This window comes from Buchnera aphidicola str. Bp (Baizongia pistaciae) (assembly GCF_000007725.1).
Lineage (GTDB): Bacteria > Pseudomonadota > Gammaproteobacteria > Enterobacterales > Enterobacteriaceae > Buchnera_B > Buchnera_B aphidicola_H.
This window is the reverse complement of sequence record NC_004545.1, coordinates 244,213-261,325: the sequence shown is the minus strand read 5'-3', so window position 1 is coordinate 261,325 and position 17,113 is coordinate 244,213. Positions and strand designations below refer to the sequence as shown.

Sequence of the window (17,113 nt, the reverse complement as noted above, 5' to 3'; positions counted from 1 at the left end):
TACTTATTTTATTAATTAAATTATTAATAAAAAATAAAACTAACGCATTATTTATTATTTTATTAAAATTGTTTAAATAATTATTATCTGGTAATTTTATTATTACCAATAGATTCTATGATATTATTAATTAATACATAAATTAAATAATATTATTTAAAAAAATATTATTTATAACATTGTAAATATAAATGTCACAATAAAATATTACTACGTAATAATTTAAATTACTAAAATATTATAAATATTACGTTTATTCAACTTTTATAAAACATTGAAAATTAAATTTATACGTAGAATTTATTTCAAAATAATTTAATTAAGGTTTTAAAAACAATGCAAGCAAGAAAATATTTATTTTCGACATTAAAAGAAACACCTCATAATTCCGATTGTATTAGTCATGCTCTAATGTTACGAGCAGGAATTATTCGTCAAAATACCTCAGGAACATATATTTGGCTACCTACAGGTTTAAGAATATTAAAAAAAGTTATTAGAATTATAAAGAATGAAATGAAACAATGCGGAGCTATGGAAATAGCTATGCCATTTTTACAAAAAAAAAATTTATGGGATTTAAGTAAACGTGTAATAACGTATGGACAAGAATTATTTCAAGTAACTGATCGAACAAATAAAAAATTTATTTTAGGGCCTACACATGAAGAAATGATTACATATTTTATTAAAAATGAACTTCAATCCTACAAACAACTTCCATTAATATTATACCAAATTCAAACTAAATTTAGAGACGAAATTCGACCAAGATTCGGAATAATACGAACAAAAGAATTTATGATGAAAGATGCATATTCATTTCATATAAATATGTTATCACTAGAAAAAACTTATAATTTGATGTACCAAACATATATAAAAATATTCAAAAAAATGAAACTAAAATTTTATGCTGTAGAAGCAGATTCCGGACTTATGGGAGGCCTAAAATCACATGAATTTCAAGCACCAAGTAATACTGGAGAAGATGTTATTGTATTATCCACACAATCTAATTATTTAGCTAATATTCAAGTAGCTACTTCTATTCAAAATAACCATATTAAATATAGTACAAATAACTACTTTAAAAAAATTAAAATATTAAGAAATAATAACGATATATATAAAAAACTGTCAAATACACCTAACTTCAAAAAGTCAAACACCATAAAAACGATATTAGTTAAAACAAAAAACTTTAGTAAACACTTATTTGTAGCCATATTAATTCGAGAAGATCATACAATTAATGAATACAAACTTTCAAAAATAAACGAAATCGAATATCCACTAATATTTGCATCTAAACAAGAAATATTAAACGTAACAGGAACAACTAAAGATTTTATTGGACCTATTAATCTAGATTTTCCTGTAATAGCTGATTTTTCTGTAATTAATTTAGAAAACTTTACTATTGGATCTAATATTACAAATAAATATTTTAACAATATGAATTGGAATAAAGATATATCAATACCACAAACTTATGATATTAGATATGTTTTAGAAGGTGATCCAAGTCCTGATGGAGCAGGAGAACTAAAAATGCAAAAAAGCATTGAAATAGCCCATATATTCCAATTAGGTAAAAAATATTCTAAAATCATGAACGTAAAAATTCAAAATAAAATTGGAAAAAAAGATACTTTAATTATGGGTTGTTATGGAATTGGAATTACACGAATAATTGCAGCTATTATTGAACAAAATAATGATAAAAATGGGATAATTTGGCCTGATTCTATTGCACCATTTACTATAGCAATTATACCAGTATGCTTTCACAAATCAACATTAGTCAAACAACAATCAGAAAAAATATATAACTTTTGCAAGAAAAATAACATTGATGCACTCCTAGATGACAGAAAACAGAATTTAAGTATAACTCTATCAGAAATAGAATTAATAGGAATTCCATATAGTATTATTATTAGCGAAAAATTACTAAAAAATGATATGGTTGAATATCGAGAAAGACACAAAAATGTCAAAAAAATTATTAATAAAAATCATGTTTTTAAAATTATTCTGAATAATTCTTTAAAATAAATGTATTTTTTATGCTGTTTAAAATTAAATAAAATTATTTTAAATATATTTTAAAAAAATTAAAAATATCTTTTTAAAATTGAATATTTAATTTCAATATACTACATTTTAGTACAACATTATAATTAAAAACATTCATTTTGTTTATATTAATTTTTCTGCTAAAACAATATATTTTTTACTAAACATCGATTTTTGAATACGACCTGTTACAATAATTATTACTTCTTTCTCTAAAAGATGTCTATATCTTCTTAATATATTGTCAAATATTATTACTTCTATTTGAACAAAACTATCTTCTAATATCATAAACACCATATTTTTTTTAGTTTTTGTTACTTTAAATTTTAAAAATGAAATCATTCCTAAAATAGAAATTTGTTCTGTTGTAATTTTATTATTAAATAAATCTTTTAAACGAATAACGTTATTATATCTCATCTGAAGATGTACATGTTCATCTACAGGATGACCTGTCAAATATAAACCTAAACTATCTTTTTCCCAATCTAATATTTGTTTCATAGAATATAATTTTTTAATTGAATAATATTTTTTTTTAATTACATTAAAATCGTCTAACAATAATCCAAATAAATCTCTTTTTTTTAAAATAATAGATTTTAAATATTGATTAGCTGACTTTATTATATACTCGCATGAATGCATTAAAATAGAACGATTTAAACCGAAACAATCACATCCTCCAGACATAATTAATTTTTCAATTACTTTGTGAGTTATTCTTTTAGAATTAACAGATACACATAAATCAAACAATTCAGAAAATCGTTTTCTATTTTTTCTTGCGTTAACAATATCTAATATTACACTTTTCCCAATTCCTTTAATAGCTCCTAACCCATAAATAATATTTTTATCATCATCTACTTTAAAATAATAATCACTTTGATTAACATTTGGGGGAATAATCTTTAATTTCATTACTTTGCATTCATTAATTAAAACAACAATTTTCTTAATATTATCTATGTCTGCATTCATAGCAGAAGCCATAAATTCTTCAGGGTAATATAATTTCAACCATAAAGTTTGATACGAAACCAAAGCATAAGATACAGAATGAGATTTATTAAAAGCATATCCAGCAAATTGTTCTAATAAATTAAAAATTTTTGTTGACAGTTTAGTATTAATATTATTCTCTTTAGCTCCATTTTTAAACATTTCTCTATGTTTATTCATTTCTACTTGATCTTTCTTTTCCATAGTTCGACGTAACAGATCTGCGTGTCCTAAAGTATAATTTGCAAAAACTTGAACTATTTTCATAACTTGTTCTTGATATAAAATAATCCCATACGTTGATTTTAAAATAGGCTTTAACAAAGCATGCTGACACTCCTTATTAGGATACAAAATTTTTTCTTTACCATGTTTTCTATTTATAAAATTATCTACCATACCTGATTGCAATGGACCAGGGCGAAACAAAGCTACTAAAGCAACTAAATCTTCAAATGAATCAGGTTTTAATCGTCTAATTAAATCTTTCATACCGTTAGATTCTAATTGAAATACTGCAATAGTTTGCGCAGTTTGCAAAAACTTAAAACAATTTTTATCTTTTAAAGAAATAGTATTTATGTTAATTAGTTTTTTTTGATTGTTTGAAAATTTAGTATTAATCATCTTTACCGTTCCATGAATAACAGTTAATGTTTTTAAACCTAAAAAATCAAATTTAACTAATCCTGTATATCCAATGTCATTCTTATCAAATTGAGTAACTGGATTATTACCGTTTTCATCATAATATAATGGAACAAAATCAGTTATCTTTTTTGGAGAAATAACTACCCCCCCAGCGTGCTTACTAACATTCCGAGTTATACCTTCTAATCTTTTAGCTATATTTATTAACTCTCTTACATCTTTGTCAAACTTGTATAATTCTAATAATTCTACTTTTTGAGAAATTGCTTTTTCTAACGTCATACCTAAATCTAGAGGTATTAATTTAGATAATCTATTTAAAAATCCATACGGAAAACCAAAAACACGCCCAACATCTCTAATAACAGATTTTGCTGTTAATGTTCCAAAAGAAATAATTTGAGATACTGACTCTTCTCCATAAATTTTTGAAACATGTTCAATAACTTTATCTCGTTTGTCCATACAAAAATCAACATCTAAATCTGGCATAAAAACTCGTTCTGGATTTAAAAATCTTTCAAATAAAAGATCAAAAGATAAAGGATCTAACTCAGTAATATTTAAAACATATGATACTAATGAACCTGCACCAGATCCTCTCCCAGGACCTACAGGAATATCATTTTTCTTAGCCCAATTTATAAATTCCATAACAATTAAAAAATATCCAGGAAAACCCATTTTATTAATAACGTTCAATTCAGATAATAAACGAGTATAATACCTATTAACATTATTAATTCTGTCTTGCTTATTAGGAAATAATTGTATTAAACGCTTTTGCATTCCCTTCTTTGCTTTCATAACTAAAAAATCAGTAGTATTCATATTACCTGTTTGGAATTTAGGTAAAAAATATTTATTAAATTTAAGAATAACATTGCAACGTTTAGAAATTTCTATAGTATTTGAAATTGCATCAGGAAAATCTAAAAACAATTCTTCCATTTCATTACTAGTACGCATAAACTGCTGAGGTGTATAATTATAATGTGCTGAATTACTTTTTATAGTACAACCTAAATTAATAAATACACGAATTTTATGTACCTCAAAATCTTGTTTATTTAAAAAACATACTTCATTAGTAGCTACTACAGGAATACCTTCTCTAGCAGAAATATCTTTAATTCTAGAAATATATTGTTCTTCATTACTTCTTCCAATCCTCATAATTTCTAAATAATAAAAATTTTCAAAAAATCGATTATAAAAAGATAAGCAATTTAATACTAAACTTTTATTATTATTTAATAAATTAACGCCAATATCTCCGTAACATCCTCCTGATAATAAAATTATTCCCTTTCTGTGTTCAACTAACCATTCTTTTGTTATGAAAACACCTACCTTATTATTATATCCAATTTTATATGCACGTGATAATAATAAAAGAAGATTGCGATATCCTGAATTATTAACAGCTAATAAGGTAATTTTTGTAAACATATTGGAAGATACATACTTATCGTCAGGAAAAACTTTAAAATCCACACCTATAATTGGTTTAATACCCTGAGAGAATGTCGCTCGATAAAATTTGATCATTCCATGCAAATTACTACTATCAGTTATAGCTATTGCAGGCATATTTAACTTTTTTGCATGTTGAGCTAAAATGTTGGGTTTAACTAATCCATCTATCATGGAAAAATCACTATGTACTCTCAAATGAACAAATTTAAAATTAAACATTTAACTTTTCCAATCAAATCAATTATATAATAAATCTTTAAAACCTATATAACGCATCTAACTAACTAAAAATTAATATATTTTTTTAAAAACTTTTCGTTTTATAAATAGAATAACTATCTATACCTTAAATTAAAATGACACAATCATGCTATTTACCCCTAAAAAAATCTATAAATATAAAACTATTTCAATTCAAAATATATATTTTAGCAAATTTTAAAACTTTATCTTACATATTTTTATAATTTTAAAAACTTTAATAAACATGTTTTTAACGAAATACATCTATCGTGAAACTACGTCATTTGTTAATAAGCATGAAATTGTAGCTTTACATACAATATATTTACTAACTGAAACATGTCCCACAAAACGAATTAATCTATGGTGATGTTTATCAACAAAAACATTAATTAGCATTTGATCACCCGGAATCACTTTTTTTTTAAATTTGACATCAATAATATTAGTCAGATAAAACAAATTATTTTTGTATGACATTCCAAAACTTTTATACACCAATAGACAAGCTGATTGTGCTATTGCTTCTAAAATTAAAACTCCAGGAAATACTGGATTTTTATAAAAATGTCCAGTAAAACAAAATTCACTATAAGAAATATTTTTTATTGTTAAAATATTAAAATTTTTTTGATAGGCTATAATTCGATCAATTAATAAAAAAGGATATCGATGAGGTAATAATGTCGTAATATCTGTAATATTTGAATTATACATTTTTTTTTTCAAACATGAAAAATAATATTAATTATTTTAACATATTTAAAACAATTAAATCATGCGAATAAATATTTAATTTAATATAACTTATAAATTTTTTATTTACCTGACAATTGTAAATACATTAATTTAATACAAATTTTATATAAAAATTTTCTAAAATTCAAAATTGTCTTAAATATAATTTAAATGTTTTATTTTTAAAATTAAAATGTTGTAAAACATGCATCTTTTTTTAAAATTAAAATATTCAGTTCAGTAATCTTATTACACTTAAAATACGTCCTAATTAAAAATATTTATTACAATCAAATTATGTATTTAAAAAATTTTAAAATAACATGGTTAAATTATTTAACTGTTAGAAACAAATATGTTACAAAAACTTTAATACAATACATTTTAATGTGATACACGACCAAATCTACGTTCTCTGTTAGAAAATTCATCAATAGCTTTTTTAAACTCTTTTCTATCAAAATCAGGCCAAAGTGTATTAGTAAAATATAATTCTGAATATGATATCTGCCAAACTAAAAAATTACTTAAGCGACACTCTCCTCCTGTTCTAATAACCAAATCTACAGGAATCTTTTCATTAATTAAAAGAAAATCAGAAACCGTAGATTCAGTAATTGCATTTAAAGATAAATTTTTACATTTAATAGCTACAACAATTTTTTTTATCGCTTCAAGAATTTCCCAACGACCGCTATAATTCGCTGCAATGTTTAGTAATAAACCGGTATTCTTTAAAGTTTCTTTTTCTACAACACGAATTTTGTTTTTTAATACGGTATTAAACTTTTCTTTATTTCCAATAACTTTTAAACGAATATTATATTTATTTAAATTGTTAGTTTCATTAGATAAAGCATAAAAAAATAATTCCATTAATACTTTTATTTCCCGTGGAGAACGATTCCAATTGTCACTACTAAAAGCGTATAGAGTAAGAATTTTTAATTTATGAAATAATGCAAAAGATATTGCTCTTCGTGCAGCATAAAATCCTGAAAAATGTCCAAAAAATCGAGATTTTCCTCTTTTTCGTGCCCATTTCCCATTTCCGTCCATTATAATAGCTACATGCGAAGGTATATTTTTTTTGAAATTTAATACATTTTTAAATAACATATTATTTTTGGAATAACTCATGTATTGTATGTAAACCTATATTATCTATTTAATATAATTTAAAATTTATTTTTTTTAGTTGTTAATCTTTAAATTTTATCTAATTTTAATATATCTTCAAAACTTTTCAGCTCTAAATATGAGAGCAAATTAGATAAAAAAATAGAATTTATTATAAAAATATCAGTAAATTGAATTTTAAATTTTAAAAAATAAGATACAGAAATATCATTAACTACATTTAATATAATTGTAGCAGAATAACCATCATTATATGCAGTTATCGCTAATTTTAAACATGAATATCTTGTAAAATCTAATTCAAAAAAAAACAAATTTTTTATCTCTAAAAGATCTAAATTAAGGAACATCAGAAGTAATTATATTAGGCCAATTTAATGCATAAATAATAGAAATTTTAACATTATCGCTATACAATATATTAACAATAATACTTGAATCAAAATATCGAATCATAAAATAAACGATAGATTGAAAATAAATTACTATTTCAATTTCAAAACTTATACTTCTAAAAAATAACTTAGCTTTTTAATACATTCAAATCCTTTATTTATCAAAATAGTAAAAGAGTCTACAGATATCTTTTACCCACAACTCAATTAGGATGTTTACAAACTACCTCAGGACTGGAATATTTTAATTCAGATAATAACGAATTTAAAAGTAGATCACCTGACCCAGTTAAAACAAAGATTTAATTTTTAGTCATTTTACAACAATTTTATAAAATTACTTTTTTTTTTAAAGATTTGTTAGTAAACTCTTAAAAATGGAATTGTACTCACTATCTATAGGTGATAATTTCGCATTATTTTCATAAACAGATTTTATCAATGAGTTTTCTCCTATCGCCAATGATTCTTTACTAACTAATAATGCTATTTTACCTAATTTAGTAACTGATAAAATTGTAATTTAAGTTTGGAATACCTGTCATTTCAGATACAATATAATCTACTGATTCTCTAAATTAACCAACTAACAAAAAGCTTCGGAACTAAATAACACTTTATAGCTAATACATTTCTTATTTTTAATTTAAATTTTAATTTCCGAACTGCATCTTGACCTTCTAAAGATACCCATAATGGTCTAAAAATAAAACATTACTGCACTATTTTTATAACATTTTTTTTAGCTGATAATACAATAACTTTAAATAATTTTAGAAAACGTCTAACTATAGATAAAGTGCTAACTCCAATTAAACCAGTAGAACCTAAAATAGCTAATTTCTTTACACAATTACCTTTTTCATAAAATTAATTATTTTAACAAATCTTTTTCTTTTTTACTTAATATTACATTAATTTTTTCCATATAACTATTTGTAATATCCTGAACTTCATGTTGTAATCTACGTTCCTTATCACTACTAATAATCTTATCCTTTAAAAATAATTTAATTTTTTCATTAGAAAGTCTTCTAATATTTCGAATGCAAATTCGACTATTTTCTGCCATTTTTTTAGCTAACTTTATTAACTGTAATCGACGTTCTTCAGTCAGTACTGGAATTTTTATTTGAAAATAATTATTAATAAAAATAGGTATTAAATCTAATTTAGAACTTATAATTGCTTTTTCTACGTTATTTTTAATTTTAGGGTCAAACAAAGTAATTCTTAATGTATTAACATTTTCTACAATAATATTTGATAATTTTTTTAATTGAATCTTCTGGCCAAGGTAATCAATAAGTATTGTATCCAAAATAGATGGAGAAGCTCTTGAACTTCTCAATGTATTAAGTTGATTTACAAACATATGAACACAATGATCCATCTTTGAACTAGTAAAATTTTTTATACGCTCCATAAATATATAACCTTCTAAAAATTTACATAAAATGTAAACATAAATTTTAATTATTTCTTTAAAAAACTAAATCGTCTATAAAAATTATATTTTATTAATGCATATTTACATAAATAAAAGTTAGTGCTTTATTTTATTACCTTATTAAAGTACCTTCCTTCTGACCTGTAACTATATAATACAACGCATTAGGTTTGTTGATATTAAAAATACAAATAGGTAATTTATGATCTCGTGCTAACGCGAATGCAGCTAAATCCATTACTTTAAGTTCTTTTTGTAATACTTCATTATACGAAATGTTTTTATATAATATAGAGTTCGAAGATTTTTTTGGATCACTAGAATAAACTCCATTTACTTTAGTTCCTTTTAAAACAATATCAGCTCTCATTTCAATTGCGCGCAAACATGCTGCCGAATCTGTCGTGAAAAATGGATTCCCTAGTCCTCCAGAAAAAACTACAACTTTATTTCTTCGCAATAAAGATAAAGCTTTTTTAAAACTATATTGTTCACAGATTTTATCAATACAAATCGAAGACATTAAACATGAACTAAGATGAACTAAATCCATACTATCACAAAGTAATAATCCATTCATAATGGTAGACAACATACCAACATAATCTGAAATTACTTTATTAATACCAAATTTTGCTAATTTTTTACCTCTAAATATATTACCTCCACCAATTACAATTCCTATTTGAACACCTAAATCAAAAATTGCTTTTATCTCTTTCGCTATACGATTTAATTCTATAATGTCTATACCAAATTTATGAACACCTTGTAATGCTTCACCACTTAATTTTATTATAACACGTTTAAATTTCAATTTTTTATTATTAGAAAATATCATTTTTAATAACTCATTATTTATGAATAACTTTAAAATTTTAGATGTAAAGTATTTACGTACACTAATCTAACCAAGAATATTGAATTATTTAAAACTAAATATTTAATACAACCGCCCTTATGGCGGTTCTCAAATCAATAAAAATTTTATATATATTTTTCTCCAACTTCATATCTAACAAACGAAATAACGTCAATATTATTTTTTAAAATAACTTCAGAAACTTTTCTATGCGGATCAAAAATAAAATTTTGTCCCAATAAAGAAATTTCGTTAGCAAATTTTATCATTCTGCCTTTAATTATTTTTTCTAAAATAGGTTTAGATTTTTTAGATTGCATTGCTAGTTCTAACTGAATTTCATATTCACGTTCCATAATAGACTTAGGAACAAGATCTGACCGCAAATATTTAGGATTACTAGCAGCAATATGCATCGCTATTTCTTTCGCTAAATGATTATTAATAGAACTAGTTTGTACTAATACTCCAATACGTCGCCCATGTAAGTAACCTGTAATATATTTTTTATTTAAAGTTTGTATTCTTCGAATCACAATATTTTCATTGACCTGCATTACTAAACTAGTTCTCAAATCTTCGAAATGTTTCCTAATAAATTCTATACTTTCCATCGGATGCGTTAAAACATAATCTAAAATTTTTTCACCTAAACACAAAAAATCTTTATGTTTCGAAACGAAATCAGTTTCACTACTTAATTCTAACATTACACCGAGATTATGATCAAAACTAATAAAAATTGACCCATTTTGCGTTAATAAAAATTGTTTTTTTTCTGCTTTTATCTGACCCATTTTTCTCAAAAAATCAACTGATTTATCTATATCTCCTTTCATACACATTAATGCTCGCTTACAATCCATTATTCCTACCCCAGTTCGAGCTCTTAATTTTTTAACAAGAAACGCTGATATATTTGTCATCACTATCCTCAAAATACTTTTATTTAAATATCTAAATACTTTAATTTTTATACTTGAATTAAAGAATTTTAAAAATTATTAATTTTTTATTTTTCATTTTTAACATTTTTTTTAATAACTTTAGAAACAGCATTTAAATATAAATTAACTGCTCGAATTGCATCATCATTACCAGGAATAATAAAGTCAACTCCATCAGGATCAGAATTAGTATCAACTATTGAAAATACAGAAATACCTAAATTATTAGCTTCACGAATAGCTATATGTTCATGATCAGCATCAACTACAAATAATGCATCTGGCAAACTACCCATTTCCTTAATTCCACCTAAACTATTTTCTAATTTTGACAATTCGCGCATACGCAATAACACTTCTTTCTTTGTTAATTTATTAAAAGTTCCATCTTGTGATTGTGATTCTAAATCCTTTAAACGTTTTATAGATTGACGAACAGTTTTCCAATTAGTTAACATACCACCTAACCAACGATGATTAACATAAAACTGTTTACATAAAATAGCTGATTCTTTTATTATTTTACTAGCCGATTGTTTAGTTCCTACAAATAAAATCTTACCTTTTCGCAATGAAATTTTTTTTAATTCGAACAACGCAAAATTAAACATCGTCATTGTCTTTTCTAAATTAATAATATGTACTTTATTTTTTGATCCAAAAATAAACGGCTTCATTTTAGGATTCCAATAACGAGTTTGATGACCAAAATGAACACCTGCATTTAACATATCTCTCATTGATACCATCATAAATATAAATACCTCAAAATATAAATAATGAAAAATTCGAGCTAATATTTTTAAACAATTTATTCAAACATTTGTTACGTAAAACTTTTGTATTAGCAATAATATTTTAATTTATTAAATTATAAAATCATACTAACATACATTTTATATGCTATAAAACCAAACATTTTTAAATTAATAAAGAAAAACACTATAAATTTAATAATTAAACAAATGATTATTGTTATTTACACACTGTTTGCTAATATAAAAAATTATTCATTATAGTAATATATTATGTTAAATTATTTATGAAAAATTGTTTTTAAATTAGTATTCAAAAAAGTGTTTAATACACATTATCTGAGAAAATTATGACTTGTATTTTTATAAAAAACATTAATGAAATTAATAAAATGCGATTAGTAGGAAAATTAGTTGCTGACGTTTTAGATATGATTAAAGAATATATTGTACCTGGAATTACAACAGAAGAATTAAACAACATTTGTCATAATTACATAACATATAAACAACATGCAAAACCTGCATGTTTAGGATATCAAGGATTTCCAAAATCTATATGTACTTCTATCAATGATATTGTATGCCATGGAATTCCTAATAAAAATAGTATATTAAAGAACGGCGATATCATCAATATTGATGTTGCAATTTTAAAGGATAAATACTATAGTGACGCATCAAAAATGTTTTTTGTAGGAAAACCTACCGAATTAGGAAAAAAATTATGCTATGTCGCTAAAAAAAGCTTATATTTAGCATTATATACAATAAGACCAGGAATAAATTTGCAAAAATTAGGAAAAGTTATACAAAATTATGTAAAAAAACAAAATTTTTCTATAGTAAAAGAATATTGCGGACATGGGATTGGTAGAAGTTTTCATGAACCTCCTCAAATTTTACATCACAACTACTATAAAAGTAACACTACGATATTGCAATCAGGTATGACATTTACCGTAGAACCTATGATTAATTCTGGAAGCTGCGAAGTACAATGTACAAACGACGGATGGACAGTAAAAACTAAAGATAAAAGTTTATCCGCTCAATATGAGCATACCATTTTAGTAAATGAAGAGGGATGCGAAATATTAACGTTACAAAAAGGAGAACAAATTTCACGAATATTAAAAAATCTTACTTAATCAAAATTAATATGTTTAACACTCCAACTAATAAAAATTTTTGTTACAATTAATGTAAATGGAACTTAAATCAACATATGCATACTTTAAAAAATATAATTAATAAAACATTTGATAATAAGCTAAACATCCATCAACACAATGTTGATCAAAAAACTACAGATGCTATAAATCAAGTTTTACACATGTTAAACATAGGAAAACTCAGAGTTTCAGAAAAAATAAATGGATTTTGGATTACGCATCAATGGCTCAAAAAAGCAATTTTATTGTCATTTTTAGTTAATAAAAACGTTTTGTTTTCAAATAAACAAACATGTTTTTATGATAAAATAAAGTTGAAGTATTGTAATTACACTGAAGAAAAATTCAAAAATGAAAAAATAAGAATAGTTCCTCCAGCTACTGTTCGACATGGTGCTTTTATTGGAAAAAATACAATTTTGATGCCATGTTATGTAAACACAGGAGCGTATATAGATGAAGGAACAATGATAGATACATGGGCAACAGTAGGTTCCTGCGCACAAATAGGAAAAAACGTCCACTTATCTGGAGGAGTAGGTATTGGAGGAGTTTTAGAACCATTACAAAATAATCCTACAATTATAGAAGATAATTGTTTTATCGGTGCTAGATCCGAAATCGTAGAAGGTGTTATTATTGAATCTAATTCCGTTATTTCTATGGGAGTATTTATTGGGCAAAGTACAAAAATATATGATAGAAATAATAAAAAAATACTTTATGGAAAAGTTCCTTCTGGATCAGTGGTAGTACCAGGTAGTTTACCTAGCAAAAATAACTGCAATCTCTATTGCGTTGTCATTGTTAAACAAGTTAACGCACAAACTCTAAGTAAAACTGGTATTAACAAATTATTAAGAGAAATAACTGAGTAGCACACTCTTAAGCTAAACCTTAATGCGATTATATTATAAAAAATATATTTCTAGTATTAATTCCTACCTAAAAAAATATTTTATCATTTATCTAGGTAGGTTAAAAATATAACCAGTTAAATTATTATTTTTAATGCGTGACAAGATATAAAACATCATTCCCACGTTTAACATGCAAAACTAATATTAAAGGTTTAGTTTTAAGCACTTTTTGAAAATTACTTAAAGACGACACTTGATATTTATTGACTTCAAAAATAATATCATTTTTTCTTAGTCCTGTTCGATAAGCTGGCGTTCCATTATTTACGTAATTAACGCAAATACCTTTATTCTGTCCATGAATACGAAAATTACTTAAACTAGCACCCGAAATTAATTTACATAAAACAGAAGAATCAATTTTGCTTTGAATTTTTTGCTTAAGTTCTACAATAATAAATTTAACTTTTTTATTTCTTAGTATTCCTAACTCTATTTTTGTCTTTATCGGAAATGATGCTATTTCAGCACGTAAAGTAGCAAAACTAGCAATTGGTTTTCTATTCAATAATATTATAACATCACCAGGTTTAATTCCAGACACATCAGCAGGAGACTTGGATAACACTTGACTAATAAACGCACCTCTGTGAACATTAATTTTCAATACTTTAGCTAAATCAGAATTTAATTCCATACCTACAATACCTAGTTCATTTTGTTTGACTTGTCCATATTCAAGAATTTGCGTAGTCAAATTATTTACCATATTGATAGGAATTGCAAAACCAATGCCAATATTTCCACCGTCAGGAGTCAAAATAGCAGTATTAATTCCAATTAATTCACCTTTTAAATTAACTAAAGCACCACCAGAATTTCCTCGATTGATTGCAGCATCAGTTTGAATAAAATTTTCATAATTTTCAATATTTAATCCGCTGCGATGTAAAGCAGAAATTATGCCTGATGTAACTGTTTCTCCTAAACCATAAGGATTTCCAATAGCAATAACATAGTCACCCACTTTTAATATATCTGAATTAGACATTTTAATTTCATGAAGATTTTTTACTTTTTTTAATTTAATTATAGCAATGTCAAAACGTGCATCTTTTCCAATTACTACTGCTTCGTGCTTACAACCATTACTTAACTGAACTTGAATTTTGTTTGCACGATCTACAACATGACTATTAGTTACTATATATCCATTTTTAGAATCTAAAATCACTCCTGATCCTAACGCATGAAATTTTCCCTGACGAGTCATACATCGTGAAATCCCGAAACAATCTAAAACTTTTTTATTAAAAGACGACTGGAATTGACGAGGAATTCTAGTAGATTGTGTTACATTACCTTCAACAGTAATACTCACTACTGACGGTATTACTTTTTCCAAAACTGTAGACAAACTAAAAGATTTTGATTCAAAAAACTTTTCTTGAGTAGGAATTTCTGACTTATGCCAAGAAAAACCAGAAATTAATAAAAAAACTAGAAATATTAATACTGTATTGAAGATCATGGTTATTTTTTTCATGTATTGTTCTCATAAATGAAATTAATATTAACAAGAATTATGATCAACAAAATTATTACTAAATACATAATACTTACTAAAAATAAAAACTTCATCTATATTAATTTATAACACTAAATACTTTAAATACTACAATCTATTCAAATAAGAAATTAAATTAATTTTTTAACGTATTAAATATATTTCCAACAATTCATTTTAATTAATTAAATTAAACTAAATATTTTAAAAAATACATAAATTAAGTAATATAAAAACGTCTTAAAATAAATATTTTACTAAAATTTGTACATTTAATCATCTAAAACAAATATTTTAAAAATTTAATTCTTTTAAAAATTTTATATAACATTAAAAAATACGTTTAAAAATTAAATAAACTACTTATCCTTATTTTTTATATAAGTAGATGTACTTTTTATTTAATACAACTTAATTTATTAAAATAATTGAAGCATAAAATAGCGAAAGATCTTTGTCTACATTAAAGGACAACTCTAATGGCATATGTAATAAATATATGTATTTTATACTTTTTAATAATATCTATACAAATTAATAAAGTACAAAAAAAATATGAAACTGTATTTTTATGCGGGTATACAATGGGAACAACGTGGAAAGTTAAAATCATAAATAATCGTCATTTAACATATTATAATTTAAAAAAAAAAATAGAAAAACAATTATGTTATGACAATAATCAAATCTCTTCATGGAATAAAAACTCTGATATTTCAAATTTTAATAAAAATTTTACCACTAAACCTCAAAAAATAAATAAAAATTTAGCTAAACTTATTTCAATAGGTTTATTAGTTGGAAAGAAAACAAATAATTTATTAGATATTACTTCAGGAACACTAATAAATATCTGGGGTTTTGGACCTACATCTCGAAAACATAGTATTCCTTCTAAAAAAACAATAAAATTAGCTCAAATGTTAACAGGACTAAATCACATAAAACTTCTTATAAATAAACAGCAATATTATTTACAAAAAGATATACCGAAGTTACAAATTAATTTATCAACTTTAGGAGAAGGATTTGCTGCAGACAATTTAAAAAGGATACTTGATGATGAAGGAATAAATGATTACTATATTTCTATAGGAGGTACAGTAGTCACTCATACATCACCTAAAAATTCACAAAATAAAATTATTGCCATTCAAAAACCAACAGAAACAGATAATGAAATCCATTGTCTAATATCTTTAAAAAATAATGCTGTAAGTACTTCGGGAACATATAGAAATTATTATACGCTACATAAAAAAATTATTCATATAATTAATCCTATCACAGGTAACCCTGCCAACACTGATCTAGTTTCAGTAACTGTAATTTCAAAATCAGCATTAAAATCAGACGCATGGGATACAGGATTAATTCTATTAGGATTTCGCCAAGCAAAAAAAATATCTATTCAAGAGAAATTAGCAGTATGTTTGATTAAAAAAAATAAATCCACTCTATTTACATGGACTTCTCCACAATTTAAAAAATTTTTAATTAAATAAAATACATAATCACGTTTAATATAATTTTAATATTAAAAATTACATATAGTTCAAAAAATAATAATTGTTATACATACATTTTAAATGTATTTAAAAATGAGAATACATATACAAATTTATATTTAAATATAAATATTTTATTATTTAATAATTTATTAAGTAAGAAATATTTTAAAAAATGTAAAATTAATATAAACTTCTACATACGTTATAACTTTAAATTCTTTTTTAAACTTTTAATCAAAAATATGAAATA

General features: G+C 24.1%; 14 protein-coding genes. 4 read left to right on the top strand and 10 right to left on the bottom strand.

Features of this window, described 5'->3' with window-relative positions; all coding sequences use genetic code 11:
- Positions 1-336: 336 nt before the first annotated feature.
- Positions 337-2,061: a proline--tRNA ligase gene (locus BBP_RS01110; protein ID WP_011091353.1), complete on the top strand. Its 1,725-nt coding sequence runs from the start codon at positions 337-339 to the stop codon at positions 2,059-2,061.
- A gap of 144 nt (positions 2,062-2,205) precedes the next feature.
- On the opposite strand, the gene dnaE is transcribed toward BBP_RS01110, so the two are convergent.
- The 9 genes from dnaE to rpsB form a co-directional block, all read right to left on the bottom strand.
- Positions 2,206-5,439, bottom strand: coding sequence for a DNA polymerase III subunit alpha (dnaE, locus tag BBP_RS01105; RefSeq protein WP_011091352.1), 3,234 nt, complete (start codon positions 5,437-5,439; stop codon positions 2,206-2,208).
- A 288-nt stretch (positions 5,440-5,727) separates the two neighbouring features.
- Positions 5,728-6,180: a 3-hydroxyacyl-ACP dehydratase FabZ gene (gene fabZ / locus BBP_RS01100; RefSeq protein ID WP_011091351.1), complete on the bottom strand. Its 453-nt coding sequence runs from the start codon at positions 6,178-6,180 to the stop codon at positions 5,728-5,730.
- A gap of 405 nt (positions 6,181-6,585) precedes the next feature.
- Positions 6,586-7,341, bottom strand: a complete 756-nt coding sequence (gene uppS, locus BBP_RS01095) for a polyprenyl diphosphate synthase (RefSeq protein ID WP_011091350.1) — start codon at positions 7,339-7,341, stop codon at positions 6,586-6,588.
- A 68-nt stretch (positions 7,342-7,409) separates the two neighbouring features.
- Positions 7,410-7,691, bottom strand: coding sequence for a hypothetical protein (locus BBP_RS01090; protein WP_044010512.1), 282 nt, complete (start codon positions 7,689-7,691; stop codon positions 7,410-7,412).
- Positions 7,692-8,450: 759 nt separating this feature from the next.
- Positions 8,451-8,570 (bottom strand): hypothetical protein, encoded by a 120-nt coding sequence (locus tag BBP_RS02975; RefSeq protein ID WP_079172731.1) that lies wholly within the window; start codon positions 8,568-8,570, stop codon positions 8,451-8,453.
- A gap of 40 nt (positions 8,571-8,610) precedes the next feature.
- A complete protein-coding gene (gene frr, locus BBP_RS01085; RefSeq protein ID WP_011091349.1) occupies positions 8,611-9,162 on the bottom strand; it encodes a ribosome recycling factor in 552 nt (183 codons plus the stop codon).
- A 136-nt stretch (positions 9,163-9,298) separates the two neighbouring features.
- Entirely contained in the window at positions 9,299-10,027 is a 729-nt protein-coding gene (gene pyrH / locus BBP_RS01080; RefSeq protein WP_011091348.1) for a UMP kinase, read from the bottom strand.
- A gap of 146 nt (positions 10,028-10,173) precedes the next feature.
- Positions 10,174-10,974 carry a translation elongation factor Ts gene (tsf, locus tag BBP_RS01075; RefSeq protein WP_011091347.1) on the bottom strand — a complete coding sequence of 267 codons (801 nt, stop codon included), beginning with the start codon at positions 10,972-10,974 and terminating at the stop codon, positions 10,174-10,176.
- An 86-nt stretch (positions 10,975-11,060) separates the two neighbouring features.
- Complete coding sequence (gene rpsB, locus BBP_RS01070) at positions 11,061-11,747, bottom strand: 30S ribosomal protein S2 (protein WP_011091346.1); 687 nt, start codon at positions 11,745-11,747, stop codon at positions 11,061-11,063.
- A gap of 353 nt (positions 11,748-12,100) precedes the next feature.
- Between rpsB and map the strand changes: the two genes are divergently transcribed.
- Both map and dapD read left to right on the top strand, forming a co-directional pair.
- Positions 12,101-12,901, top strand: a complete 801-nt coding sequence (map, locus tag BBP_RS01065; RefSeq protein ID WP_011091345.1) for a type I methionyl aminopeptidase — start codon at positions 12,101-12,103, stop codon at positions 12,899-12,901.
- A 77-nt stretch (positions 12,902-12,978) separates the two neighbouring features.
- The gene (gene dapD / locus BBP_RS01060) at positions 12,979-13,803 is read left to right on the top strand and encodes a 2,3,4,5-tetrahydropyridine-2,6-dicarboxylate N-succinyltransferase (protein ID WP_011091344.1); all 825 of its coding nucleotides are present in this window, start codon (positions 12,979-12,981) and stop codon (positions 13,801-13,803) included.
- A gap of 130 nt (positions 13,804-13,933) precedes the next feature.
- On the opposite strand, the gene BBP_RS01055 is transcribed toward dapD, so the two are convergent.
- Positions 13,934-15,331 (bottom strand): Do family serine endopeptidase, encoded by a 1,398-nt coding sequence (locus BBP_RS01055; protein WP_011091343.1) that lies wholly within the window; start codon positions 15,329-15,331, stop codon positions 13,934-13,936.
- A gap of 500 nt (positions 15,332-15,831) precedes the next feature.
- Here BBP_RS01055 and BBP_RS01050 point away from each other — a divergent pair, with 500 nt between their 5' ends.
- Positions 15,832-16,857: an FAD:protein FMN transferase gene (locus tag BBP_RS01050; protein ID WP_011091342.1), complete on the top strand. Its 1,026-nt coding sequence runs from the start codon at positions 15,832-15,834 to the stop codon at positions 16,855-16,857.
- The last annotated feature ends 256 nt before the right edge of the window (positions 16,858-17,113 follow it).